This is a genomic window from Streptomyces sp. 8N616 (assembly GCF_052246385.1).
Lineage (GTDB): Bacteria > Actinomycetota > Actinomycetes > Streptomycetales > Streptomycetaceae > Streptomyces.
In genome coordinates, this window is sequence record NZ_JBQQBY010000019.1 from 124,346 (window position 1) to 149,185 (window position 24,840).

25 protein-coding genes and 1 pseudogene are annotated in these 24,840 nt (G+C 67.7%); 16 read left to right on the plus strand and 10 right to left on the minus strand.

The window, feature by feature from the left end; genetic code table 11:
* Positions 1 to 127: 127 nt before the first annotated feature.
* Positions 128 to 1,450 (minus strand): FAD-dependent oxidoreductase, encoded by a 1,323-nt coding sequence (locus ACTWQC_RS19150; RefSeq protein WP_443316935.1) that lies wholly within the window; start codon positions 1,448 to 1,450, stop codon positions 128 to 130.
* Between the two features lie 81 nt (positions 1,451 to 1,531).
* On the opposite strand from ACTWQC_RS19150, the gene ACTWQC_RS19155 reads away from it, so the two are divergent.
* The gene (locus tag ACTWQC_RS19155) at positions 1,532 to 2,197 is read left to right on the plus strand and encodes a TetR/AcrR family transcriptional regulator (RefSeq protein ID WP_443316936.1); all 666 of its coding nucleotides are present in this window, start codon (positions 1,532 to 1,534) and stop codon (positions 2,195 to 2,197) included.
* Here the strand turns inward: ACTWQC_RS19155 and ACTWQC_RS19160 are convergent.
* The 7 genes from ACTWQC_RS19160 to ACTWQC_RS19190 all read right to left on the minus strand — a co-directional run bounded on the left by ACTWQC_RS19160 (position 2,189) and on the right by ACTWQC_RS19190 (position 10,596).
* Positions 2,189 to 4,798, minus strand: a complete 2,610-nt coding sequence (locus tag ACTWQC_RS19160) for a LuxR C-terminal-related transcriptional regulator (RefSeq protein WP_443316937.1) — start codon at positions 4,796 to 4,798, stop codon at positions 2,189 to 2,191. The genes ACTWQC_RS19155 and ACTWQC_RS19160 overlap by 9 nt on opposite strands.
* A gap of 313 nt (positions 4,799 to 5,111) precedes the next feature.
* Positions 5,112 to 6,551 (minus strand): MFS transporter, encoded by a 1,440-nt coding sequence (locus ACTWQC_RS19165; RefSeq protein ID WP_443316938.1) that lies wholly within the window; start codon positions 6,549 to 6,551, stop codon positions 5,112 to 5,114.
* A gap of 120 nt (positions 6,552 to 6,671) precedes the next feature.
* Entirely contained in the window at positions 6,672 to 6,878 is a 207-nt protein-coding gene (locus ACTWQC_RS19170) for a DUF6059 family protein (RefSeq protein ID WP_443316939.1), read from the minus strand.
* Between the two features lie 174 nt (positions 6,879 to 7,052).
* Positions 7,053 to 8,648: a multicopper oxidase family protein gene (locus ACTWQC_RS19175; protein ID WP_443316940.1), complete on the minus strand. Its 1,596-nt coding sequence runs from the start codon at positions 8,646 to 8,648 to the stop codon at positions 7,053 to 7,055.
* The gene (locus tag ACTWQC_RS19180) at positions 8,645 to 9,016 is read right to left on the minus strand and encodes a hypothetical protein (protein ID WP_443316941.1); all 372 of its coding nucleotides are present in this window, start codon (positions 9,014 to 9,016) and stop codon (positions 8,645 to 8,647) included. The genes ACTWQC_RS19175 and ACTWQC_RS19180 overlap by 4 nt, the downstream gene beginning before the upstream one ends.
* Before the next feature lie 195 nt (positions 9,017 to 9,211).
* Positions 9,212 to 10,072, minus strand: coding sequence for an AfsR/SARP family transcriptional regulator (locus ACTWQC_RS19185; RefSeq protein ID WP_443316942.1), 861 nt, complete (start codon positions 10,070 to 10,072; stop codon positions 9,212 to 9,214).
* A complete protein-coding gene (locus tag ACTWQC_RS19190; protein ID WP_443316943.1) occupies positions 10,069 to 10,596 on the minus strand; it encodes a flavin reductase family protein in 528 nt (175 codons plus the stop codon). The genes ACTWQC_RS19185 and ACTWQC_RS19190 overlap by 4 nt, the downstream gene beginning before the upstream one ends.
* Positions 10,597 to 11,037: 441 nt before the next feature.
* Here ACTWQC_RS19190 and ACTWQC_RS19195 point away from each other — a divergent pair, with 441 nt between their 5' ends.
* From ACTWQC_RS19195 to ACTWQC_RS19260, 14 genes and pseudogenes are all read left to right on the plus strand, one after another.
* Positions 11,038 to 11,364, plus strand: a complete 327-nt coding sequence (locus ACTWQC_RS19195; protein WP_443316944.1) for a TcmI family type II polyketide cyclase — start codon at positions 11,038 to 11,040, stop codon at positions 11,362 to 11,364.
* A 91-nt stretch (positions 11,365 to 11,455) separates the two neighbouring features.
* Positions 11,456 to 11,860 (plus strand): cupin domain-containing protein, encoded by a 405-nt coding sequence (locus tag ACTWQC_RS19200; protein ID WP_443316945.1) that lies wholly within the window; start codon positions 11,456 to 11,458, stop codon positions 11,858 to 11,860.
* The gene (locus tag ACTWQC_RS19205; RefSeq protein WP_443316946.1) at positions 11,857 to 13,134 is read left to right on the plus strand and encodes a beta-ketoacyl-[acyl-carrier-protein] synthase family protein; all 1,278 of its coding nucleotides are present in this window, start codon (positions 11,857 to 11,859) and stop codon (positions 13,132 to 13,134) included. The genes ACTWQC_RS19200 and ACTWQC_RS19205 overlap by 4 nt, the downstream gene beginning before the upstream one ends.
* Positions 13,127 to 14,377: a ketosynthase chain-length factor gene (locus ACTWQC_RS19210; RefSeq protein WP_443316947.1), complete on the plus strand. Its 1,251-nt coding sequence runs from the start codon at positions 13,127 to 13,129 to the stop codon at positions 14,375 to 14,377. Before ACTWQC_RS19205 ends, ACTWQC_RS19210 begins: the two co-directional genes overlap by 8 nt.
* Positions 14,378 to 14,422: 45 nt before the next feature.
* Positions 14,423 to 14,593: pseudogene (locus ACTWQC_RS19215) on the plus strand (acyl carrier protein); the annotation flags it as partial.
* A 60-nt stretch (positions 14,594 to 14,653) separates the two neighbouring features.
* Positions 14,654 to 15,139, plus strand: a complete 486-nt coding sequence (locus ACTWQC_RS19220; RefSeq protein ID WP_443316981.1) for an SRPBCC family protein — start codon at positions 14,654 to 14,656, stop codon at positions 15,137 to 15,139.
* A 5-nt stretch (positions 15,140 to 15,144) separates the two neighbouring features.
* On the plus strand, positions 15,145 to 15,882 hold the full coding sequence (locus ACTWQC_RS19225) for an SDR family oxidoreductase (protein WP_443316982.1): 738 nt from the start codon (positions 15,145 to 15,147) through the stop codon (positions 15,880 to 15,882).
* A 67-nt stretch (positions 15,883 to 15,949) separates the two neighbouring features.
* Complete coding sequence (locus ACTWQC_RS19230) at positions 15,950 to 16,264, plus strand: antibiotic biosynthesis monooxygenase family protein (protein WP_443316948.1); 315 nt, start codon at positions 15,950 to 15,952, stop codon at positions 16,262 to 16,264.
* Between the two features lie 6 nt (positions 16,265 to 16,270).
* Positions 16,271 to 16,591 carry an antibiotic biosynthesis monooxygenase family protein gene (locus ACTWQC_RS19235; RefSeq protein ID WP_356192505.1) on the plus strand — a complete coding sequence of 107 codons (321 nt, stop codon included), beginning with the start codon at positions 16,271 to 16,273 and terminating at the stop codon, positions 16,589 to 16,591.
* Positions 16,592 to 16,604: 13 nt separating this feature from the next.
* Complete coding sequence (locus ACTWQC_RS19240; RefSeq protein WP_443316949.1) at positions 16,605 to 17,843, plus strand: FAD-dependent monooxygenase; 1,239 nt, start codon at positions 16,605 to 16,607, stop codon at positions 17,841 to 17,843.
* 9 nt (positions 17,844 to 17,852) lie between these two features.
* On the plus strand, positions 17,853 to 18,317 hold the full coding sequence (locus ACTWQC_RS19245; protein ID WP_443316950.1) for an anthrone oxygenase family protein: 465 nt from the start codon (positions 17,853 to 17,855) through the stop codon (positions 18,315 to 18,317).
* A gap of 61 nt (positions 18,318 to 18,378) precedes the next feature.
* Positions 18,379 to 19,215, plus strand: coding sequence for an SDR family NAD(P)-dependent oxidoreductase (locus tag ACTWQC_RS19250; protein WP_443316951.1), 837 nt, complete (start codon positions 18,379 to 18,381; stop codon positions 19,213 to 19,215).
* Between the two features lie 157 nt (positions 19,216 to 19,372).
* Positions 19,373 to 19,918 (plus strand): cupin domain-containing protein, encoded by a 546-nt coding sequence (locus ACTWQC_RS19255; RefSeq protein WP_443316952.1) that lies wholly within the window; start codon positions 19,373 to 19,375, stop codon positions 19,916 to 19,918.
* Between the two features lie 137 nt (positions 19,919 to 20,055).
* On the plus strand, positions 20,056 to 21,759 hold the full coding sequence (locus ACTWQC_RS19260; protein WP_443316953.1) for a tryptophan 7-halogenase: 1,704 nt from the start codon (positions 20,056 to 20,058) through the stop codon (positions 21,757 to 21,759).
* 107 nt (positions 21,760 to 21,866) lie between these two features.
* Here the strand turns inward: ACTWQC_RS19260 and ACTWQC_RS19265 are convergent, their stop codons facing one another.
* Together ACTWQC_RS19265 and ACTWQC_RS19270 are read right to left on the minus strand one after the other, a co-directional pair.
* Positions 21,867 to 22,328 carry a nitroreductase family deazaflavin-dependent oxidoreductase gene (locus tag ACTWQC_RS19265; protein WP_443316954.1) on the minus strand — a complete coding sequence of 154 codons (462 nt, stop codon included), beginning with the start codon at positions 22,326 to 22,328 and terminating at the stop codon, positions 21,867 to 21,869.
* 55 nt (positions 22,329 to 22,383) lie between these two features.
* Positions 22,384 to 23,169, minus strand: a complete 786-nt coding sequence (locus ACTWQC_RS19270) for an SDR family NAD(P)-dependent oxidoreductase (RefSeq protein WP_443316955.1) — start codon at positions 23,167 to 23,169, stop codon at positions 22,384 to 22,386.
* Positions 23,170 to 23,443: 274 nt separating this feature from the next.
* Between ACTWQC_RS19270 and ACTWQC_RS19275 the strand changes: the two genes are divergently transcribed.
* Entirely contained in the window at positions 23,444 to 24,643 is a 1,200-nt protein-coding gene (locus ACTWQC_RS19275) for an acyltransferase family protein (RefSeq protein WP_443316956.1), read from the plus strand.
* Positions 24,644 to 24,840: the final 197 nt, after the last annotated feature.

Below are 24,840 nucleotides of genomic sequence, written 5' to 3' on the forward strand. Positions count from 1 at the left end.
GTACGGTCTTCCGGACCACCCTGATGCGCGCCCTGGCGACCTCTGACCCGCTGACCGTCTCACCAACCGCCGATAGCCAACCCCGCGACTTCCGGTCGCGGGGTTGGCCGTAGGCAGCGTTTCCATGTCATAGGCCGAGTTTGGCGAAGACCTTGCGCTTGAGCGGCGGACAGGATTGCACGGTCCGCAGGAATGTCTTGAACGCGGCCCGGGCAAAGCGGTTTTCGCCGACGAACTTGGTCGCGGAACGCTGTGAGGAACGGACGGCATCGAAGCCGTATTCGGTCATCTCGGCCTCGTAATTGTCGATGGCCGTGATGATTTCGGCGTCACCGCGGTGTGCGGAGGCGAGTTGTCGACACAGCACGCGGGCGTCACGCAGTGCCGTGTTGGCGCCGATGCCGCGCATGGGGGTCATGGCGTGGATGGCGTCGCCGAGCAGGGTGACCTTGCTCGGGGTCCAGCGGGGTATGGGCTCGCTCATCCGGATGGGCAGCACGGTGACGGTGTCGGGATCCGCCTCGGTGACCAGGGTCCGCAGGTCGGGGTGCCAGCGCTCGATCATGCCGACCAGCAGGTCTTGGAGCGCGGGGCCGTCCAGGCCGGCGAGATCCGTGTCCGCGGGGAAGCGGTCACCTACGGCGGCGAAGGCCCAGAGCAGATAGCTGGAGGTGTTGTCGTACGTGCTGACGTCGCGGTCGGTGCTGCCGATGCCGTCCACCCGGAGCTCAGAATCGTCGTCGTAGATATGCGGGGCGACGAACATGCCGCAGCCGGCGGGCGGCAGCACCACCGCGCTGGTCCGATGGAGCCGGGCGTCGACACGTCTACGACTCTCGGGCGTGAGCAGGTATTTGCCGGCGATGGCGCGGATACCCGTGTCCAAGCGCTGGGCATGCGGAAGGTATTGGGCGCGGACACGGGAGTTTGTGCCATCGGCGCCGACGATGACGTCCGCGAGCGCGGTGGTGCCGTCAGAGAAGTGGCAGACGAACCGCCCATCGGACCGCTTCTCGTAGCGGGTGAAGGTCTTACCCAAGTGGACGTTGTCGTCAAGGCCGTTGAGCAGGACCTGGCGCAGGGTGATCCGGCTGACCGAATGGTGCGCCTGGGTGGGGTCGTTCTCGGGCGCGACGTCCACGGTGACAAGCGTTTTCATCCGCTCCGTGAGCATCTCGAAGCCTTGGGCTCCGGTGCCGGTGGTCTCGAGAAATGTCTTCCACAGGTGCGGAGGCAGCAGCTCGTGCAGTGCCGCGGCGCCATAGGGGTTGACGTGGACCCGGTAACCCTGTGCGCGGTCGGCCGGTGTGCGATCGCGCTCGTAGACCTCCACTGTGATGCCCTGTCGGTGGAGGCCTTGAGCAAGGGCAAGGCCTCCGATGCCTCCGCCGATGATCGCGATGGTCGGCGCTGCCGGAGCGGTGGACCCATGAACGCGTTGGTTCGTCATATCCAGCACTTTCACTCAGTCAAGTGAAAATGTCAACTACCTTATTGAAATGGTCACTTGGGTGACTGATATCGTTTCAGCGTGACGCGACAACAGCAGCGCAGGGCAGTGACCGGGGAGGAACGCCGACGGGATCCGGAGCGGACGCGGCAGAAGATTCTGCGCGCGGCGCTCAGCGAATTCGCCGCGCACGGCTATGCCGCCACCCGCACCAGCGACATCGCCGGCCGGGCGGGCGTGAACACCCAACTCATCTCCTATTACTTCGGCGGTAAAGAAGGCCTTTATCGGGAACTCATCCGGCGCTGGCACGAGCGGGACAACATCCCTCCCGACCCCGGCCGGCCCTTGTCCGAGGTCGTCACCGGATACTTCAAGGTCACTGTCGACGAGCCGGAACGGGGCCGGCTACTCATCTGGGCGGGCCTGACCGATGACGCCTCCGATGACCCGCACCTGCAGCCCCGGCTGCAGCAGCACGTGGAGGACCTGCGCCGCCGTCAGGCCGCCGGCGAAATCGCGCCCGATATCGACCCGGCGTATCTGCTGCTCACTTTGTTCGCGGCGACCGCAGCCGGCTCGGCTCTCCCGAACGTCGTACGCGCCGTCACCGGCCTGGACCCCACCTCCAAGGAGTTCGCTGAGCGCTACTCCGCCGAACTCACCCGCATCGTCGGCCATCTCGCCCCCGCACCGGTACCGGCACCGGCACCGGCCCACCAAGGCGACGACGGTCCCTCACAGTGATTCCCGATCGGACGACGTAGAGTGAAAGCCCAGGTGGTGTGCGAGTTCGGCGCGGGTGGCGACGCCGAGCTTTCCGTAGGCCCGGTGCAGATGGTTCTCCACCGTGCGGACGGATACGACGAGGCGGTCGGCGATCTCCCGGTTGGACAGCCGCGCGGCGGCCAATGCCGCAACCTCCAGCTCACGGTTGGTGAGTTCGGCGCGGAACCCGCAGTCCTGCGAGGGCCCGAGGACCGCCCACCCTGGCAATGCACTGTCGTACCGGGCCAGCAGGTTCCGGCTCGCGGCCCGTGCGGCACGGCTCTTGCGGTGCCGCCCGGCTGCCTGCTGAGCGCGGCACGCCTGGGCCGAGGCCTCTGCCGCCAGCGGCAGCAGCTCCAGGGCGGCGAAGCGCACGGAAACGGCCGCCAGGGCATCCCCGTCGTTCGCGGCGAGCGCCCGTATATGGCTCTCCTGCAGCACGGCGAATCCGGAGCCGGCCGGGCCGGACATCCCGGACAGCCGATCGACGGCCTCCGCGGCCGTGCCAAGGCGGGCCGCCAGGTGCAGCGCGGAGAGTGCCTGGGTACGGCGCCCTGCGGCGCCGGCGCTGTCCGCGACCTTCAACGCCTGACGCACGGCGCCGGCATGGTCGCCGACATGCGCGAGGACCAGCGCCCGCTCCATCGCCATGGCGTCCGAGACGAGGGAGTAGGGCACCGTGCTCTCATGTGCCGAACGGGCCTCGACCAACGTGCGCATCGCCTCCGTGTTCTCACCGGCCTCGGCGAGCGCGCCCGCGAGCTGTGCGAGTGTCCAGGCCTTGGTGGTGAGCCAGTCGCCCGGGCCCTGATGGGCAGCGGCCTGCCGGAGAAGATCGACCGCCTCGGCGGGCCGGCCGGAACTTCGGTACGACTGCGCCTTGAGCAGGGCGATGTGCAAGCGGTAGCGGGGATCGTCCTCGGCTTCGTAATCCCATGGCCCGTCCAGCAGGTCGGCGGCCGCGGCCGGGCCACCGGCCTGGAGGACGGCACGTGCAAGCACCACTCGGTGCAAGAGACGGGCCTCATCGTCCCAAGTATCCAGGGCGGGATGGAAGTTCCGCAGCAGGGTGAGCGCACCGTCGGTGTCACCCAGCTCGTTGCGGGCGAACGCGAGGACAGGCAGGGCCTGCTGCGCCACGAAGGAGTCCGGCGGCTGCGCCGACACGGCCTCGCTGAAGACGAGCACATCGTCAAGGCGGTCGGCGAGCAGCCGTACGAGTGCCCAAGCGCCAAGAAACGTTCCGTGTCCGTCCGCCCCGACTGCCGCGACCGCCTCATCCACGATGGCCTCGGCGTCGGCGATCCTCTGTAGCCCGAAGACCAGGTTGAGCACTCGGTCCCGTAGCGCTGCCGCGGACTCGGCCGAGACCGCCCCTGTGTTCGGCAGCCGCGCGAAAAGGGTCTCGGCCTCGAGGTGGCGGTGCTGACCGGCCAGGGCCTGGCCCAGTGGCAGGGCGACCGCGAGCGTCGTGCCGTCGTCAGCGGCGCCGGTCAGCCGGCACAGCCGTTCGGCAAGCGTGAAGTCCTGGCGGCGTAGCGCGGTCCTGGCCGCGGTCCGCAGCTGGGCGCCATCCGGAATCCGTCCCGCGTCGAGCCGGAGCGCAACGATGCGTGCCATGTCGTCGCGTCGGCGGGCTCCCGTGCGTTCGATTGCATCTGCGATCCGGAGCCGGAGCCGACGTGCCGTGAGCACGGGCAGCGACGACACGGTGGCGGGCCCGCAGATCGGGTGGGCCAGTCGCAACCGCAGGCGTAGATTTTCGCGTTCGACGACCAGGATGCCGCGTCGGTTCAACGCCTCGGCCGCATCTGATAGTTCGGCGACGACCGGCAGGTCGGCCTCCAGGGACCCGGCGAGCGCCACCATGTCGACGAGTTCGCATTCGTCCGGGGCCAACTCGCCGAGCAACAGCTGGGCGAGATCGGCCAGACGACCGTCCAGCTTTCCCGTCAGGCCGGGCCACTGCCAGCTGTCCCCTACACGGCGCAGCCTGCCTTCGGCGAGCGCGTGGTCCGTCAGTTCCTGGAGCATAAAGGCGTTTCCGAGGGTGAGTTCCCAGAACCGCTCCAAGGTATCGGCCGCCACATGTCCGCCGAGCCTGGCGGTGAGGACCTTGGCGACATCCGAACGATCGAATGCGCCGATCTCCAGGCGCTCGATCAGCTTTTCCACCCAGAGGCGGTTGATCGCGTCCGGTGCTTGGGCGCGGGCGGGGATGGCTGCCAGGATGGACGCCCGGCCGTCGCACACCAAGCCGTATAGTCGAGCAGCGGTGTGTGGGTCGACCAGATGAGCGTCGTCGACGCCGACCACGCGGCGTTCCCCAGGGCCGGGATGCCGGTCGAGTTGCTCGGTGAGTGCGCCGTATGTGGGCCCGCCCGCGCCATTCAGCTGCGTCACGGTCGCACCGCTTCGAGCCGCCCGGTCAAGCGCGGCGCGCAGCAGGCTGCTCTTCCCGACTCCTGAATCGCCGATGAGGAGCGCTCCGTTTGTCCTGCAAGTAGCGACCTCAATGGCCTTGAGCTGCGTCTCCCTGCCGACGAAGGGCCGATCGGCACGTCTGATGTCTGACCGCATTTCCTCTGCTACTTCCCCGCGAGAACCGACTTGAGCAAGGCTTCGCCGTGAGAAAGAAATCGCTGACTTGCGCGACTTCAACCAGCCCTAAGCTGCGGAATTCCACTGACCCCCCGCTTCAATCTGTGACACATTCCGCAGAACACGCAGGCCAGGCCAGTCGACATGACTAAGCATCAGCGATTGGCCTTGCGCGAGCAGCACGCTACATGATCACCCTCTTGCTGCCCACTCTGCCTGACCTGCAAAGACGCCCCCAAGTCCCCGTCTCCGGGCGGAAAATGATGATTGAACGCAACTTGGGCTGATGGGTTCACTCGGTGCCCGGTGCGACTTGTCGAGGACCCCTAGTCCGATTCCGTTTGCCCGCGTCGATGACGACTGCTCCGATCAGCACGCCCACAGCGAACACCAGCGCCGAGCCGATGAACCCCCAGGCGTATCCATGGGTCATGGCGTCCACGGCGCGCTCCACCAACGTGAAGTCCCGTGTGCGCAAGCCGGTGAAGTAGACCTCGTCGGCGTCCGGCAGCCGCTGGTTCGCGACCGCGTTGGACAGCGTGGCCAGCGTGGCCAGACCCACTGCTCCGCCGACCTGCTGCGTGGTGTTGAGCAACGCCGATGCACTGCCCGAGTCCGTCTCGTCAACTCCGCGCAACACGCTGAGCGTCAGCGGCACAAAGGTGATGCCAAGTCCGACCGCGGCGACGAACATGGCCGGCATCAGCTCGGTCGTATAGGAGGAGTGCGGCGTAAGCCGACTGAGCCAGAGCATCCCGGCCACCGCGACCGCCATGCCGGGTGCGACCAGGAGTCGTGGCGGCACTTTGACCGCCAGTTTGGCCCCGATCCCGGCCATCAGGCTGACCCCGAGACTGAATGGCAGATAGGCAAGGCCGGTCCGGACGGCGCTGTAGCCGAGCACCTGCTGCATATACAACGTCAGGAAGTAAAAAGCAGCGAACATACCGACACCGATGAGAAACATGGTCGCGTAGGCACCGACGCGATTGCGGTCCTGCAGCAGGCGCGGGGGCAGCAAGGGGTATCGGCTGCGCGCCTGGATGACGGGAAAGACGGCGAGCTGCACTGCGGCGGCGGCGAAGCAAGCGAGGGTGAGGCCGTCGCCCCAGCCGCTCTCACCGCCGAGAGTGATCGCGTAGACAAGAGCGAGCAGGCCGGCGGTCCCCGCGGTAGCGCCCGGGATATCCAGCTTCCCCTTCGCTCTGTCGCCCTCGCCGAGCACAACGGTGCCAAGGAGCACGCCCGTTGCGATGGGAATGTTGACAAGGAGTACCCAGCGCCAGTCGAGGTACTCGGTGAGCAGGCCGCCGAGCAGCAGACCTAGTGTCGAGCCGACTCCGGCCATGGCGGCGTAGAGGCCCATGGCCCGGTTGCGCTCCTTGCCCTCGGCGAAGGTCATGGCGATCAACGAGAGCGTGGTGGGCGCGGCGACCGCGGCGGCGATGCCCTGCACCACACGTGCGGCGATCAGCAGCCCCGAGTTCGGGGCGAGGCCGCCGAGCAGTGAGGCCAGGGCGAAGGCGGCGATACCCGCCCGGAAGACACGGCGGCGGCCGAACAGATCTCCGGCGCGGCCGCCGAGCAACAGCAGCCCGCCGAAGGCGAGGGCGTAGGCGTTGACGATCCAGGCCAGGTTCTCGGCGGACACCTTCAACGAGGCTTGGATGCTCGGCAGGGCGACGTTCATGATCGTGGCATCGAGCACGACCATCAGGTAGGCCGCGGCCAAGACGGCCAGCGCTATCCCTGGATGGCGGGTACCTGGCACGGGCGGAGCATCACGCGGGACCGAGTCGACCCGTTCTCCAAGTGACATAAGACCTCCAAGGGGACGTACGGCCGGGACCTTTCATAACCGCTTCATCTCGCCCCTATCGGCCAGTTGGCGCGCGAGGGCGCGCTCCGTCTCGGTCAACGGCTGGTCCGGGCAGAGCCGTTCGGGGTGCCCCGCGGCGGGCTCGTCCAGCGGAGGAGTCGGAATGTAGACCCACCCCTGACCGAGGGCGATCAGTCCATCCAGGAAGAAGCGCAGCAGACGGGCGACGTGAGAGCGCATATGTACATGCTCGTACAGCGCGCTAAAGCCGCCGCAAAGAACGCATGTTGCCTGCAATCGCCGCTGCGACGACCTCAGGGGCACGAGCGCGGCGCACCGGCGGCCCCCTCAGCACAAAGTCCGGCACCCTCGCGTTGCGAGGGTGCCGGACCTGCGTAGGGACTCACGCGATGGTCACTCGGTGACGAAGTCGCCCATCATCGCCATGTCCTCGTGCTCCAGGTTGTGGCAGTGGAGCATAAAGGTGCCCGCGTAGTCGGTGAACTTCACTGCAACCTCGACCGTTTGAGTCGACGGCAGATCGACGGTGTCCTTCCACCCCACGTCGTACGGACCCGGAGGGACGTCGTTCCGGGAGAGCACCTGGAAATGATTCAGGTGGACGTGCACGGGGTGGCGCTGGTTGGTGGTGAACCGCCAGATCTCCAACTGTCTCAGCTTCGGGCGCGCCAGGGCGCGGCCCGGCTTGTAGGGCTGGTCGTTGATGACCCAGCCGTACCTGTCCTGCCGGAAGTGGAAGTCGCGGGTCACCACGGCCTTCGCCGGGTCAAGACGCGGGAAGCGCACCAATTTATCCGGCACCTTCGCGTCGTCCGAGACGGCGCCGGACTTGATGTCGAACGCCATCACCTCGTGCGCCGTGCCATCGGCGAGCGTGTTCACCAGGCGCACCCTGGTGCCGGCCCGCCAACGTGAGAAGTCCACGACCACGTCGGCCCGTTCGCCGGTGCCGAGATGGATCGCGTCATGCCGCACGGGACGCTCAAGGAGTCCACCGTCGCTGCCGACCTGGGCGAACGCCTGCCCGCCCGATGGCTGCTGGTCGAACTGGAGCGTGTACGGGCGGGCGTTGGACCCGTTGAGGAGCCGCAGCCGGTAGTGGACGCGGTCGACCTCGTGCACCGGCCAGGGCGCACCGTTGACCAGGATGGCATCGCCCAGGACGCCGTCCATGAACTCATCGGTGATGCCGGGCCGAAGCAGCTTGGTGTCCGTCAGCGGATAGCGGAACGAGCCGTCCTCCTCGAACGCCCGGTCCACGATCAGCAGGGGGATGTCCCGGTCGCCCTTGGGCAGCGGGAGCTGCTCCTCCTCGTCGTCCTGGACGAGGTGGAATCCGGCAAGACCGCGCCACACGCTCAGACCCGTCCAGCTCATCCGGTGGTCGTGGTACCAGAGCGTGGCCGCCGGCTGGTTCATGGGATACGTGTACGTGCGCTCGCCCTTGGCCATCCCGAGCGTGCCGGGGGGCCGGCCATGGGCCGAGTGGCCGTGCATGCCCTCCACCATCGCGGCCGTGGCCTGGTCGGCAGAGATGCTGCCGTCCGCCGGCAGGATCAGGTCCGTGGGGTACCCGTCGCTGTCGGCCGGCGCGTGGCCGCCGTGCAGATGCACCACGGTCGGTTGCGGCAGCTCATTGCGATGCTTGACCTGGGTACGTCGGCCCGAGCGCGAGACCAGGGTGGGACCGGGGAAGGTACCGCCGTACGTCCACGCCTGTGTGCGCAGTCCCGGCAGGATCTCCAAGTCGGCGACCTGCTGGGTGATTTCGTACGTGTCGGTGGCCCCGCTCGAACTCACGGGCTCCAGGACCTTGGGGATCGGCAGCTTCACTTCGTACGGCTTGGGCAGCTTCGCCCTTGACGTCAGCAGGCTGCCGGGGCTGACGCCCTGCCCGCCGCGGCGAGCGCTGCCCACCAGCGGCACACCGACTCCGATGAGTCCTGCGACACCGAGCGCGCTGCCGCCGAGGAATTGTCGTCTCCTCATGACACGAGCTCCGCGTTCCGCTCGGACTCGGCGGACTCAATCTGCGCGGGTGCGCCGGGGGCGATCCAGGCCAAGGTCACCAGAACGGCGATGGTGCTCACGATCAGCACACCAAGGGCGATGTGCGCGGGCACTATGCGGTTCGTGCCGATGGTCGCCTGCACGGGTACGGCGATGAACAGCACGATGGAGACGGGCACCTGCCACTTCGGGCCTCCGGTGCGCCGGAACCAGATCGCGATGATCATCGTGATGAGCGCGAGACCCGCGAGCACAAAGGCGTTGATCTGATGCATGGCCAGCGCGTCGTAGTCGCCGCCGAGATAGCCACCGGCCAGGCCAACCTGCACCAGGGCCGTGAATGCCATCAGCGTGGTCGTCGCACGGTAGAACGCACGGGCTCTGCGCCCGCCTGTCGGAGGTTGGGGAGACGAGTTGGTCATTACTCCGCTTTCTGATGTTTTCCGTTCCGGCGCGCCCGGCCGTGCCCCCGGAAAGACGCACCCCGGATCATCCTTCGCTTCCTCAACTGCCGCTGTCATTTCCTAAATTGCTGCATGCGGTCAGGTCGAGGCCCGTGACTCGAGCGGAAGAGCCACGTCGTCGGTGAGGACAGCCTGGTGGGCCCTGCGCAGTTCCAGGCCCGGTTCGATGCCGAGCTCCTCGATCAGCTGGCCGCGGGTGCGGCGGTAGGCGGCGAGCGCCTCGCCGCTGCGCCCACTGCGGTGCAGGGCCATCATGAGCCGCGCGCAGAAGCCTTCGTTGAGCGGATCCTCCGCAAGCAACCGGCGCAGCTCACCCACCAGTTCGAGATGACGACCGAGCAATAGGTCCAGATCGATGCGCCGCTTCAGCGCGGTCAGCCACGCCTCGTCGTACTGCAGGGCGGCACCCGCGAGCGCGGGGCTGTCGCGGAGGCCTTCGAGCGCGGGGCCGCGGCGCAGCGCCAGTGCCTCGCGGTACTGGCGCGAGGCCAGTTCGTGGTGGCCGGCCTCCGCGGACTCCCAGGCAAGGGCAGCCATCCGGTCGAAGCACACGGTGTCCAAGATGCCATCGCTGACCTGAAGTTGGTAGCCGGGGGCCCGGGTCCGCAGGGTGCACCACCGGCCGTCGAGCCCGTGCCGGATCAGGAACTTGCGCAGCTGTGAGACATACACGCGCAGCGCGGCCAGGGCGGTGGCTGGCGGCTGGTCATCCCACAGTTCGCAGATGAGCGCCTCATTGGAGACAGTGGCGTTTGGGCGGATGAGCAGGGTGGCAAGGAGCTGGCGCAACTTGCGCTGGGGCAGGGCGACCTCGGCCGGGTCCAGGTAGACCTCCAGTGGCCCGAGGAGCCGCAGGGCCACCGTGTGCCCGGTGGCCGCCTCCGCCTGGGCGACCGCCTGCGCTTGAACAGCCGTCCCCGCTTCCATGATCACGGTCATGCGTCACCCTCCAGCCGCGGGTGGGAACTTCGGAAGAACGCCAGGGGCTGCTCCTCGCGGAGCAGCCCAAGGTCGACGACCTCGCCGAGGACGATCTCGTGGTCACCGGCCGAGTGCAGGTCGTGCAGACGGCAGTCGAGGAAGGCAAGCGAATCGTCGATCACCGGCGATCCGGTCACCCCGGAACGGTGGGCCAACTCGCCGAAGCCGGCGGTGTCACGGGCGGCGAACGCACGGCACACCCCCGCCTGGTCGGAAGCAAGGATATTGACCGCGAAACCGCCGGACTCGCGAATGGCCGGCATTGCTCTGGACTCTCTATGGATGCAGAAGAGCACGAGCGGCGGATCGAGTGACACCGAGGTGAACGAATTCACCGTGACACCGACCAGCTCCTTGTCACTGCCTTGACAGGTAATCACCGCAACGCCGGTGACAAACTGGCCACATACTTCACGGAACACCCCTCCATCCACGGGCGCGGGGCGCAGTTTCTTGGATTCAGAAACGGCCAGGATTTCCATTTTAACCCCATTGGAGTGAAAGTATTAGGTCATCTTCACGGGCTACTGTGGAGCACCAGAAATAGCATCGGGTTCGGGCGTAGCGATCGTAACGACGGGGACTCGGGATCGCCTATCGGCCAAAGGATGAGACCCCTCATACTTTCGTCCGAAGCAGCGGTACCGACGCCTAGCGTCTCTAGCAAAAGCGCAGGTCAAGGCCGTATTTGTGGTCGGAGCCAAGCTCGCGGCACGCGTAGACTGGGCAAATCAGGAGATGCCCATGACCGTTGCCTCGGGCGTCTTCCCGGTCGTGTAGAGGCCCGCACGGGGCCGTTTCTTCGCTGCTCGGAAGCCTTTCCGTAGCCGGTTTTTCCCTGCCCTCATCCGCGCTTTATCGACCCGAGTAAGTCTTATCGAGGCGCCTCGCCTTGCGGGGCATCTGTAACGGAAGGGAAAAGAATGCGCAGTACCCTCATCGTGGCTCGCATGAAGCCAAACGCTGAGAACGATGTGAAGCGCATCTTCGCGCAGTCCGACGTCGGAGAACTACCTCATCTGATCGGAGTCCGGGAACGCCGACTTTTTCGCTTCCACGATCTCTATATGCATTACATAACGGCCGACGACGATGTCTGCCCGGCGATCGATGAGGTGCGCGGCCATGAGCTGTTCCAGGACATCAGCGAGCAGCTGAGCGCATACATCACCGCCTACGCCCCGCGGACCTGGCGCGGCCCCAAGGACGCCATGGCCCAGGAGTTCTACACCTGGCACGCGGACAGCTGACCGCTTACGGCACCTCTCACCCACGGCGACAACGGGGTCGCCGGGCCGGACGCGAACTCACGCCCGCACGGACACCTAAGGAGAACCTGGCATGGCCAGCGAACGAATGACCAAGATCTCAGCAGACAACGTCGCGCCCAACCGGCGCCGGGGCGGAGATCTGCGCACCCTGCTCAGCCCGGCCACGTCCGGTGCCACGGCGGGCTTCATGGGGGTGCTCACTCTGGAGCCCGGCGAGGTGGTCACTGAGCACTACCATCCGTACTCCGAAGAGTTCCTGTATCTCGTCAACGGCGAGATCACGGCGCGGATCGACGGCGAGCCGGTGTCGCTGAGCGCGGGAGAGGCCCTCCACCTGGAGATCAACGTCCGCCACCGGCTTGAGAACCACGGCGACGTCCCGGCCTTCCTTGTGTTCCAGCTGGGTCCGCTCGCGCCCCGGCCCGAGCTCGGCCATGTGGACACCGAACCGCTGCTGGAACAGGAGTCCGCATGAGCCCCCGACGTGCTGTGGTCACCGGGATCGGCGTGATCGCTCCCGGTGGCATCGGCACCAAGGCGTTCTGGCAGCTGCTCACCGAGGGCAGCACGGCCACCCGCGCCATCTCGCACTTCGACGCCTCGGAGTACCGCTCCCGGATCGCCGCCGAGTGTGACTTCGATGCGGCCGCGTCCGGCCTTGCGCCCGACGAGATCCATCGCATGGACCGCTGCTCGCAGTTCGCCGTGGTCGCCGCGCGTGAGGCGCTCGACGACAGCGGCATCGAGACCGGGGACGTTGCGCCTCACCGCATCGGTGTCTCGGTCGGCAGCGCGGTCGGTTCCACCATCACGCTGGAGCAGCAGTACGTCCAGGTCAGCGGGGGCGGCAGCCAGTGGGTGGTGAACACGGACGATCCCTATCCACATCTGTATCGGGCCCTTGTGCCCAGTGCCCTCGGTGCGGAGGTGGCGTGGGCCGCCGGCGCCCAGGGGCCGGTCCGGGTGGTGTCGACCGGCTGTACGTCGGGGCTCGACTCCGTCGCGCAGGGCGCCCAGTTCATCGAGGACGGGTCGGCCGACCTGGTCGTGGCGGGCGCCACCGACGCGCCTATCTCCCCGATTACGGTCGCCTGCTTCGACGCCATCAAGGCCACCTCACCCAATAACGACGACCCCAAACGCGCCTCCCGCCCCTTCGACCGGGACCGCGACGGTTTTGTGCTCGGCGAGGGCGCGGCCGTACTGATCCTGGAGGAGGCGGAGGCCGCGCGGCGCCGCGACGCCCGTATCTACTGCGAGGTCGCGGGGTATGCGCAGCGCAGCAACGCCTTCCATATGACTGGGCTGCGCCCGGATGGGGTGGAGCTGGCCGAGGCCGTGCGGGTGGCCCTGAGCCGCGCCCAACTAGCGCCCGAGGCCATCGACTACATCAACGCCCATGGTTCGGGCACCCGGCAGAACGACCGTCATGAGACGGCCGCGTTCAAGGCCTCGCTCGGCGAGCACGCCTACCGCGTGCCGGTGAGCTCGATCAAGTCGATGGTCGGGCACTCGCTTGGCGCGATCGGCGCCCTGGAGCTGGCGGCGTGCGCCCTCGCGATCGAGATGGACACGGTGCCGCCAACGGCCAATCTGCACCACCCCGATCCCGAACTCGGCCTGGATTACGTCCCCTTGACCGCACGTGAGCATGAGACCAACGCCGTCCTGAGCGTGGGCAGCGGCTTCGGCGGCTTCCAGACGGCCATGGTGCTCACCGCGCCTGGCTCGGCGGTGAGCGATGACTGATACGACGACAAGCACGCGCCGCGCCGTGGTCACCGGGATCTCGGCGATCGCGCCGGGCGGCGCCGGTGCCGACGCCTTCTGGCGCTCGGTCCTCGACGGCCGACGCAGCCTCGGCCCGGTGACCCGGTTCGACGCGGATGACTTCCCGGTTCGCGTGGTCGGCGAGGTCTCCGGCGACGAGACGCTGCCGGACATCGACCCCAAGCTGGCCATCCAGACTGACCGCTGGAGTCAGTTCGCGCTCCTGGCCGGCGAGGAGGCGCTACGCGACGCCGCGGTGCGTCCCGAGGCGTTCTCGCCGTACGAACTCGGTGTCATCACCGCCTCCTCCTCCGGAGGCAACGCGTTCGGGCAGCGCGAGATCCAGGCCCTGTGGTCGCGCGGCCCGCGCTATGTGGGCCCGTACCAGTCGATCGCCTGGTTCTACGCCGCTACGACCGGCCAACTCTCCATCCGGCACGGTATGAAGGGGCCCTGCGGGGTCGCCGTCACCGAGCAGGCCGGCGGCTTGGACGCCATCGCACAGGCCCGGCGCACGCTGCTGCAGGGGGACGTGAAGGTCGTTCTGACCGGTGGCACCGAGGCCCCGCTGAGCCCGTACGCGCTGGCCTGTCAGACCACGTCGAAGCGGCTGAGCACCGGCAGCGACCCGGAGCGCGCCTATCTGCCGTTCGACGCGGCCGCATGCGGCCATGTCCCCGGCGAAGGCGGCGCCATCCTCGTCCTGGAGGCCGAGGACAGCGCCCGCGAGCGCGGTGTCGAGCGGCCGTACGGGGAGATCGCCGGGCATGCCGCGACGTTCGACCCGGCGCCGGGCGCCGCCCACGGCACCGGTCCCACCGCCCTGCGCCGAGCCGTCGAGCTGGCCCTCGCCGACGCCCGCGTACGGCCGGAGGAGGTCGACGTGGTCTTCGCCGACGCGGCGGGCACACCCGAGCTCGACCGTGCCGAAGCCGCCTGCCTCGTCGAGGTGTTCGGGCCGCGCGGGGTGCCGGTCACGGCCCCCAAGGCCCAGTACGGGCGGCTGTATGCGGGTGGGGCGCCACTCGACGTCGTCACCGCGCTGCTCGCGCTGCGCGAGCAGGTCATCCCGCCCACCGGCGCGGGCATCACGGCGGACGCCGGTCTCCAGATCGACCTCATCAGCCAGCCCCGCGAGACGCCGCTGCGTACCGCCCTGGTGATCGCCAGGGGCTACGGCGGCTTCAACTCCGCCCTTGTCATACGCGGCGTCACCCCATGACGCCCCGACCTAGCACATCCATGTGAGACCGAAAGGATCGGCATCATGACCTCGCCCCTCACCTACGAGTTGTTCCTTTCCATCGTCCAGCGCTGCACCGGAGTTCCAGACGAGGTGCTGAAGGTGGACGACCCCACCGTGACCATTGAGGACATGGGGGTGGACTCCCTGGGCTTGATCAACGTCATCACGGAACTGGAGAACACTTACAACATCGAGGTCAACGCCGAGGGCGCCACCTGCTTCCCCGAGATCTTCACGCTGATCAATGACCAGTTGAAGCCTGCCGCCGCGCGCACGGAGAACAGCATCGTCATCGATGCGCCGTTCAGCATGGTGTGGCACATGACCAACGATGTGGCGAACTGGCCGAACCTGTTCAGCGAGTACGCCTCCGCCGAGATCCTGCACCGCGACGGGAACACCGTGCGGTTCCGTCTCGCCCTCCACCCGGAGGACGACGGCAAGGTCTGGAGCTGGGTCTCCGAGCGGATCACGGACCGGGAGAACAAGAGCGTGACCGCATACCGCGTCGAGCCCGGCCCCTTCGCGTTCATGAACATCCACTGGACCTACCGGGAGACCGAGGGCGGTGTGGAGATGCGTTGGGTGCAGGAGTTCCACATGAAGCGCGAGGCGCCCGTGGACGACGCGGCCATGGTCGAGCGCATCAACAAGAACTCGAAGATTCAGCTGGCGCTGATCAAGGAGCGCGTTGAGGCTGCGGCCCGCAACCGCGCCGGTGCGGCGGTGGCGCGGTGAACAAGATGGACTTCGCACTCAAGGGCAAGCACGTCCTGGTCACCGGCGGGTCCCGGGGCATCGGCCGGGCCACCGTCCTTGCACTCGCCGCGCAGGGCGCCTCGGTGACCGCCTGCTACGTGACCGAAAGCGAGGCGGTCGAGTCCCTGCGGCGTGAGCTGAACGAGCAGGGCGCGCAGGGCAATCTGGTGCGCTGCGACATAGCGGACCACGAACAGGCCGCGCAGCTGTGCGCCACGGCGCATGAGACCTACGGCGCCATCGACGCCGTGGTGAACAACGTCGGGGTCATCAGCCACCACTCCCTGGAGGACCTGGTTCCCGAGGAATGGAGTCGCATCCTCGACACCAATCTGACCGGCATGTACCAGGTGATCCGCGGGGCCCTGCCGTACGTCGCCGATGTCGCGTCGATCGTGAACATCAGCTCGGCCGTCGCCCACCACGGGATGCCGGGCGCCGCCCACTACGTGGCCTCCAAGGCCGGGGTGATGGGCCTGACCCGCGCCCTTGCCAAGGAGCTCGGCCCGCGGGGTGTCCGCGTCAACTGCGTCGCGTCCGGTCTGGTCGAGACCGACCAGATGAAGGCCGTCACCGAAGAGGGGCGAGCCCGCTACGAGCAGATGATCTCGCTGCGGCGCCTTGGCCGCCCGGAAGAGCTCGCGGACGTGGTGCTGTTCCTCGTCTCGGGCGCCGCCCGCTACATCACCGGCGCCACGCTCAACGTCGACGGCGGCATCTGACCACAGCGGTTCTTGACGAGGCCGTATGCGACCGAAGCCGTATCCGACCGGATAGGAGCCCGAACACGTGCTGCGTACCGTGCTCGAGATGACGGTCCGTGAGGGCTGTGAGGACGAGTTCCGTGCGACCTGGCTGGAGACGGCACAGGCCGCAGCGCGGCTACCGGGCAGCGTCGGCCAGACGCTGCTGCGGGATCCACACCAGCCGCGCACCCACCTGATCATGGCCGACTGGGCCGACTGGGCCGCTCTGGAAGCCTTCCAGAAGAGCCCCGAACGCGAGCAACTCAGCTCCCGTCTGGAGCAGTTCCGCGAATCCGCAGCAAAACGCGTGCTCGAAGAGGTCGAGCACGTACTCGCCCACCCCACCAACCAGAGGTGATCAGTCATGCCCGTACGCGTCATGGTGTCTGCCCGTATCGAGGAGAAGGACAAGGAGGCCTTCGAGAAGGCCTATCGCGAGGTCAGCTCCGCCGTCCGCGGCACGCCGGGTCACATCCGGGACGAGCTGCTGTGCGATGTTGAGGAGCCCGGCCGCTACATCCTGCTCGCCGAGTGGGAGAGCGAGAAGGTGTTCCGCGCCTGGGAGGACTCTCCGACGCACATGGAGATCGCGGCGCCCATGTTCCCGTACTGGAGCAACGGCGGCATCGAGCGGCGGGTCTACGACCTGCGCCAGCGGCTCGACAGCGTGCCGAACGCCGGCTGAGCGGACGGCGACCATGGCGACCATCCGCAAGGCCCTGGTGATCGGCGCCGGTATCGGCGGGCTCACCACGGCGGCAGGACTGCTGCGGCAGGGCATCGAGACAGAGGTGTTCGAGGCGCGCCCCTCCCCCGGACGGCTGCTGACGGGAGGCGGGTTCATGCTCTGGCACAACGCCTTCCTCTCGCTGCGCCGGCTCGGGCTCGACGAGGCTGTCGCGGCGGACTCCGTTCGTATGCGCTTCCACGAGTTCCGCTCCGACACCGGCAGGCGGCTGGCGCGCTGGCACTTGGACGGAGCGACGGAGAAGTGCGGCGCACCGGCCTGCGCCCTGCGCCGCTCCTCTCTGCACAAGGTGCTCACCGAGGCCGTGGGTGATCACCGGATCCGCCTCGGCTCGCGGCTGATCGGCTATACCCAGGACGGCGAGGGTGTCACCGCCCGCTTCCAGGACGGCTCAACCGCCCGCGGAGATGTGCTGATTGGCGCCGATGGGATGCGCTCCACGGTCCGCGGCGTGATGCGGCGGGGCTTCGAGCCGCCACCGCGGTACGCCGGATATACGGCGTGGCAGGCCATCGCCCGGCTGCCGGGCGAATCCGTGGCGCCCACCGGCACGTTCTTCAACTTGTGGGGCAAGGGCGGCCTGCGCTTCCTGTACTGCCGCCTGAACGAGAACGAGGTCTACTGGGACGCCATCACCAGCGACCGGGCGGCGGCCGGAATCAACACCATCGCGGACACGCGCCGCTCGGCGCTTGCCGCCGCCTACCGCGACTGGCCCGAGCCCATCGGCCGGATCATCACCGCCACCGAGGAAGAGGCGATCCTGCCGGTGAGCATCCACGACCGGCCCCCGGGCGCCGGCTGGACCCAGGGCCGCGTCGTGCTCATCGGCGACGCCGCGCACCCGATGACGCTCAATCTGAGTCAGGGCGCCGGCCAGGCCATCGAGAGCGGGGTCGTGCTCGCGGGGATGCTGGGGCGGGCGGAGCCGGACGCCGTGCCCGCGACGCTCCGTGCGTTCGAGTCCGCACGCCGGGCCCGTGCCGCGGACATGACCACCACCTCATGGCGCATCGGCACGCTGGGGCTCGTGCACAGTACGGCGCTGAGTCGACTGCGCGATCTCATGATGTACGCGTTCTTCGACAACGTCGCCCGCGGCCAGAGCTATTCGCTGATGCTGGACGAGCGCCTGGAGCGCGGCCCCATCCCGCCGGCCGCCCTGGCCGCCGAGTCCGGCGGGGAGTGAGGGCGCGTCATGCTGACCGCTGCTCTGGCCGTTGTCTTCGTCCTGTGCACGGGAGTGCTTGCCGGCGCGCTGATCGCCGTCGAACGGGCCATCGTGCCCATGCTGCTGCAGCTGCCCCGGCAGACCTGGTCCCAGGTGCACCGGGCCCTCGACCCGGGCTTCGACCCGCTGATGCCCACGGTCAACAAGGTGGCTCTGGCCGCCGGCCTCGGGCTTTCCTTCCTGGCTCCGGGCGCCGCCGCCAAGACGGCCTTCGCGGTCGCCCTGGCCGGGGTGGTGGGCGTCGCCCTGGTGTCCGAACTGCGCAACGTACGGATGAACCGGCGTATCGACGAGTGGGCCGCGGCCGGAGAGATCCCGGACGACTGGCGGACGCTGCGCGACCGCTGGGCTCGCGCCAATCGCCGGCGTACGGCGTCCGCGCTGCTCGCCTTCTGCGTCGCGCTGTGCGGCTGCTGGCTGGCGTGGGTGTGACCGCGCACCACCGTACCGATCAATGACCGATTTCCACTGGTGAGTTGAGGAGCTATCCCTGGTGAACGCAGCACACGCGGAGAGCCAAACGAACGAGCCCGCCACCGACGTCGCCGACGACGCCGGGCCCGAGCCGCCGGAGTTCGATGGCAAGGTCGCCCTGGTGACCGGTGCCAGCAGGGGCATCGGCGCTGCCACGGCGCGGCTGCTGGCCGCCAGGGGCGCCCAGGTGGTGGTCAACTACCGCAAGGGAGCGGAAGCGGCCCAGGAGGTCGTGGACTCCATCCGGCGGCGAGGCGGCCAGGCGGTCGCGCTCCAGGGCGATGTCACCGATCCCGAGCAGGTGAGCGCTCTGGTCGCCGGCGCCACGGCCGAACTGGGGCCCATAGACGTTCTGGTGCTCAATGCCGCGGGCCTGGGTGCCCACGATTTCCGTATCGCCCCGGCGACGGAGCTGACCTGGGACGACCTGGAGCTGGTGGTCACCCAGCAGCTCAAGGCGCTGTTCCTGACCACGCGGGCGGTCCTGCCCGACATGGTCGCCCGCGGCGGCGGTTCGGTCGTGGCAGTCGGTGCGGCACTCGCCCGTAGGCCCTCGCCGGGCTTTCTGTCACTCGCCATCGCCAAGGCGGGAGTTGAGGCCGCCGTGCGGACGCTTGCAATGGAGGTGAGCCCGCACGGGGTTCGGGCCAACGCCGTCGAACCCAACCTCATCCTCACGGAACTGTCCCAGTACATCCCCGAGGCGCAGCGCCAGGCCGCGGCGGAGCGTGCGGCGCTGCGCCGCAACGGCACCCCGGAGGACGTGGCCGAGGTGATCGCGTTCGCCGCCTCTCAGCGGGCCTCGTATGTCACCGGCGGCTGCCTCGTCACAGACGGCGGAACGACCATGGTGTAACCGCCGTCGACAGTTGCTTTGTCCGGCCTTATCCGCCTCTTTATCGGCCGCTGATTCTGTTTCCACGGGCCGCTGAACCAGTTCCACTGGCCGATTGACCAGCCGTAGTCCTATCGCAAGAAGTTTCGTCCCGATGTTCCGAGCGAAAGGCAAGGAAATGTCGAAGACCGAGCGAAAGATAGTCAGCCGAGACGACGTCGAGCCAGTCTGCTGGTTCGGTGAGGAAGGTCGATTCCTGCTCCGCAAGGAGGACACCGGCGGCCTTTACAGCTTCTACCAGATCACCACCCAGCCCGGCAGCGGTCCGCCGCTGCACATTCACGAGACCGCGGACGAGGCCTTCTTCATCAACAAGGGTCGCTACGAGTTCGAGGTCGGCGGGGTCTCCGAGGTCGTCGAGGCCGGTACGGTCGTCTATGGCCCGCGTGGTGTTCCCCACCGCTTCCTGAACGTCGGTGATGAGCCAGGCCAGTTGCTAGTCATCGCGACCCCTGGCGGCGTCGAGGACTTCTTCATCGGCCTGGCCGAGCTGACCGCCAACGGCCGCCCCGACTGGGCGAAGATGCAGGAGCTCGCCAACCGCAACCAGATGCGCGGCTTTATGCCGGAGGCCGGAGCCCACGGTGATATTCCCGGTCCGCCGCCGGGTGTCCGTGGCGGCATGGGCGGTCCGCCGGCCGGCGCGCGAGGTGCCAGGGGCTGACGCCTCCCACGCCGGGCTCCGACGACCCTCCCCCCCTTCCGTCGCCGGTACCGGCACCCAAGGAACACGTCCGGGGGACCGCGGCTCTCCGCGGTCCCCCGGACGTCTTGCAGATATGACCTACAGGGAGGAAGACCATGCCCGGACAGCCGTCCGCCTATCACCCCGGGCCGCGCCCCACGACCCCCCGCCGCCATGACGTGATCATCCTGGGCTCCGGCATCGCCGGGTCGACTCTGGGCGCCATCCTGGCCAAGCAGGGTGTCTCCGTTCTGCTGCTCGATGGTGGAGTGCACCCCCGGTTCGCCGTGGGGGAATCGACGACGCACTACACCCTGAAGCTGTTCCGGCTGCTCGCCCGCCGCTACGGTGTGCCCGAACTGGAGCCGCTCACCTCCTACGTGGGCTACCGCGACCAGATCGCCCCGACCAGCGGCACCAAGCGGCACTTCGGCTTCATCCGGCACGAGGAGGGCCAGGAGCCCGACCCCGCCGAGTTCCTCCAGTTCAGCCCGCCGTCGAAGGGGCTGCAGACCAGCCATCTTTTCCGCCAGGACTCGGACGCGTATCTGCTGCACACGGCCATCCGCCACGGCTGCGATGTGCGCCAGGGGATCCCCGTGGAGAACGTCGAGTTGGAGGAGGACTACGTCGCCGTCATCGACAAGAACGGTGACCGCTACGAGGGCCGCTACCTGGTGGATGCCAGCGGGTTTCGCTCGCCGGTCGCCGACCACTTGGCGCTGCGCAAGCCGCCGAAGGACCTCAAGCACCACTCCCGCTCGATGTTCACGCACATGGTCGGGGTCCGCCCCACCGATGAATGCCTGCGCGTGGGGCCCGAGGACGCGCCGCCCATCCCGTGGGTGGAGGGCACCATGCACCACCTCTTCGAGCGGGGCTGGTTCTGGTCGATCCCGTTCAACAACACGCCGGATTCGAGGAACCCCCTCATCAGCGTGGGTCTCACCCTGGACGAGCGGCTCTACCCCAAGCCGGACGACAACAACCCCGAAGCGGAGTTCCGGGAGTTCGCGGCGCGCTTCCCTGCGGTGGAGCGGCTGTTCAAGGAGGCCCGCACGGTGCGGCCCTGGGTCTCGGCAGGGCGCATCCAGTACGCGTCCAGCCAGACGGTGGGCCACCGCTGGTGTCTGATGTCGCACGCCGGGGGGTTCATCGATCCGCTGTATTCGCGCGGCCTCGCCAACACCGCAGAATTGATCAACTCCCTTGTATGGCGCATCCTTGACGCGCTTGCCGAGGACGACTTCGACGAGGAACGCTTCCGCTACGTCGAGGAGCTGCAGCAGGGCCTGATCCGCTACAACGACGAGCTCGTCAACTGCTCGTTTATCTCGTTCACCGACCACGCCCTGTGGAATGCCGTCTACCGCATCTGGTGCGCCGCCGAAGTGCCGATCAATCTGCGCTTCGACCGGTTCACGGAGCGCTTCTTGGAGTCCGGCGACGACAGGGTGCTGCGAGAGATGGAGAAGACGGCCTACCCGGGGCTTCCGGTGCCCGGCTCGCATGGCTACAAGGCGCTCTTCGACGAGATGGTGCGGCTGTGCGAGGCGGTGGACCGCGGCGAGCGCGCCGCTGCCGACGCGGGCAAGGATCTCATGACCACGGTGCAGAACTCGCCCGTGGTGCTGGAACATCTCGGGATTCGGGACCCGAACCGCCGGTTCGTCTACCCCAAGCCGGAGGACCTGCGCCGGATGGCGCACTGGTTGCGGCACGAGGGTCCGAGGGAGCTGAGCTACCTCACCACCGGCGTCGGTGTGCACGGCCGGCCGCTGCCCTCGGCGCTGGACGAGGAACTCGCCGTACCACACTGAGCACTTGGCCCCACCTTACGCACGTGGCGCACCTGGCGCACACCGCAACACAGCAGGCCCCCTCGGATATCCGAGGGGGCCTGTCTCCTGTCTGCTATTTCCTGTCGCTAACTCGCCCCGCCCGTACGCGGCGTGGCGCGGAACACCACCACGTGCGGCGCGGCCGCTGCGAAGCCGTCCGGAGAGCCGGAGCCCACCAGGCCGTTGCGCACGAATGCAGCGACGCTCCTGGGGTTCTGGCCGGGAAACTCCCGTAGAACGGGTTCGCGTTGCTCTTTCGGCACCTCCACCAGGTCCACCGCCTTCGCGCGTCGCCCCCGGGTGAGCACACCGCCCCCGGCGTTCCGCGCGTTCTTGACCCAGTCTGAATTCGGGTACGCCTGCACGATGTAGCGCTCGCCGGCGACGACGACCGGGGCCACCGGAGTGGTCCGGGGAACCCCGCTCTTACGGCCGGGCACGGTCAGCAGATGCATCGGCCCGAACGGCAGGCCTATGCGGTGGAAGAAGATCACGACACGGTTGCGTGCCTTGTGCCGAGGGGAGATGGTGCTGCGCTGTGCGGTCATGTGAGTGGGCCCCTTCGTCTGGATCAGCTGTGCAGACGCGTCTGAAGCCTATGTCTCAGACTTTGTAGACGCGTCGCATGATGGCCCTGACGATGGAACGGGGCATCGCTCGCATCAGCGGCATCCGGATGCGGTACGACATGCCGGGCACCGTGGCAGGCTGCCCGGCGGCCACCGCCTCGAGGCCGGCGCGGGCAACCTGATCCGGGGTGAGCCAGCTGATCTTGGGCAGGGTGTCCGTGGACACCCCGGCCGCGGCGTGGAATTCGGAGCGGGTCAGGCCGGTGTGCACCGTCGTGATGTGCACCCCATGACGCCCGGCCTCCATGGCGAGGCTCTCGCTCAGCGAGGACAGGAAGGCCTTGGACGCCGCATAGGTCGCGGAGCCCGGCTTGGGCAACAGGGCAGCCAGAGAAGAGACGTTGATGATGCCGCCGGCACCCCGGGAGATCATGCCGGGCAGACAGGCGTGGGACAGCCTCAGCGGCACGAGGGCGTTGAGCGTCGCCGTGTGCACTTCGCGTTCCAGCGGCAGTTCGGCGAATCTTCCGGAACCGCTCGATCCGGCGTTGTTCACAAGCAGTTCGATGGGCCGCTCCGGATCGGAAAGGCGCTCCTCGGCGGCGCTGATCTGACTCTCGTCGGTGAGGTCGAGCGGCATCACCTTGACCTGTATGTGGTGTTGGGACTCGAGTTCGTCGGCCAGTTGCTTGAGGAGGTCGCCCCGCCGCGCGACGAGGACGAGGTTTACGCCCTCCTGGGCGAGGCGGCGGGCGAATCCCTCGCCGATACCGCTCGACGCCCCGGTCACCATCGCCGCGCCGTACGGAAATCGTCGCATGACATTCCCTCGATTCTGTGCGGTCTATTTAGGCATGCGCGACAGCAGGTTAACGGCTGACGCCAAGCCCGGACCAGTAAAGAAGAGGGGTTTGACGACAGCGCACGCCAATTTATTTCCGCTTAACAGTTCTTTCACCGCTGTATGTTGGAATACCCCATCGTGGGCAGCCACTACTGCAACATTCTCATAACGCGCCGTCAAGTCTAAATATCCGGGACCCGTCCCCGAACTGTCCTCTCTTCCCCGTCGCTGAATGGCTGGTGTCACTGCCATGACTTTCTCTACCGAAAGACGAGAATCCCCGCCCGTCTCCCCCTCGGCTTCCGCGCAGCCGGCGGCCCGCCTTGAATCCCTCACCGGTCTGCGCTGGATCGCTGCCTTCGGGGTCTTCCTGTCGCACGTCAGCACGCTGCTGCCGCTCCCGCAGACGGACGCCGTCTTCGTCCTGGGCTCGTCCGGAGTCACGTTCTTCTTTGTGCTCTCCGGCTTTGTGCTGAACTGGACTTACACGGCCGGCGACCGGGTCGGCGCCTTCTACGGGCGCAGGTTCGCCCGCATCTGGCCCATGCTGGTCATCGGCGCGCTGCTGCCGCTGGCTTTGCAACTGCCCGACGCCCAGGGCCAACAGGCCACCTGGTATGTGATGATAGCGATCTCGGTGGTTCTGCTCCTCCAGGCATGGGTGCCGACTTGGATTCTGGGCGGCACGAGCCCGGTCACATGGTCACTGGCGTGCGAGGCGTTCTTCTACGCGCTCTTCCCGTTTATCGCGAAGCTCACGATCCGCCGCTCCGTTCGCTGGCTCGGCTGGGCGGCGGCCACCCTTGTGCTGATCGGCTGGGGCATCAAGGTCTGGCTGTGGCAGGCCTACCCGCCGCAGGCGCAGCCCTCGTGGAGCGACATGGGCGGGGTCGTCTTCGGCACGTACTCGCCGATCGCCCGCCTGTGGGAGTTCCTCCTCGGCGTGGTCGCGGCCGCCGCGGTGCGTCAGGGCTGGCGCTCGAAGCTGGGCGTCCGGTCGGCCACGGGGCTGCTGGTCGCAGGGCTGTTCGTGCTGTGGCTGCTGCGCGGGGAGACCTGGCGGACGCTCATCATCTACGACGTCCTCAGCCAGGTCACCGCGCCGCTGTACGCGCTCGTCGTCGTGGCGGTCGCCGCACAGGATCTGGCCGGGCGCCGATCCTGGCTCGGCACCAAGCCCATGGTGGCGCTCGGTGAATGGTCGTACGCCTTCTATCTGCTCCATTTCACGGTGCTGTTCGAGATCGCTTCCGAGGTCTTCAACCGCAAAACCATCATGGAGTTCTACATGACGCCCGCAGAGGCCAGCTGGGTGAATGCGGGCTGGGCCTTGCTCGCCCTAGTCATCACCACGGCGATCTGCGCATTCTTCTACCAATTCTACGAACGGCCTGCGGAGAAATGGCTACGTGCTCGAATTGGAGTCCGTCGAAAGCGCCAGACCACCTGAGTATTTCCTGAGCATTGTCCGATCGGGCTGTTGCGACGGACCGGCGACCGTCGCAACAGCCCGGTGGAAGGTGGCATTTGACGCGGAGCAGGGGACAGCAGGGGACAACGCCCGTCCGATCGCGTTTCTCGGTGGCGACCGTGAAGGGACCCTGTCAATGTCCCCTCATGGACTCTGCTCTGCACACCCCCGACGAC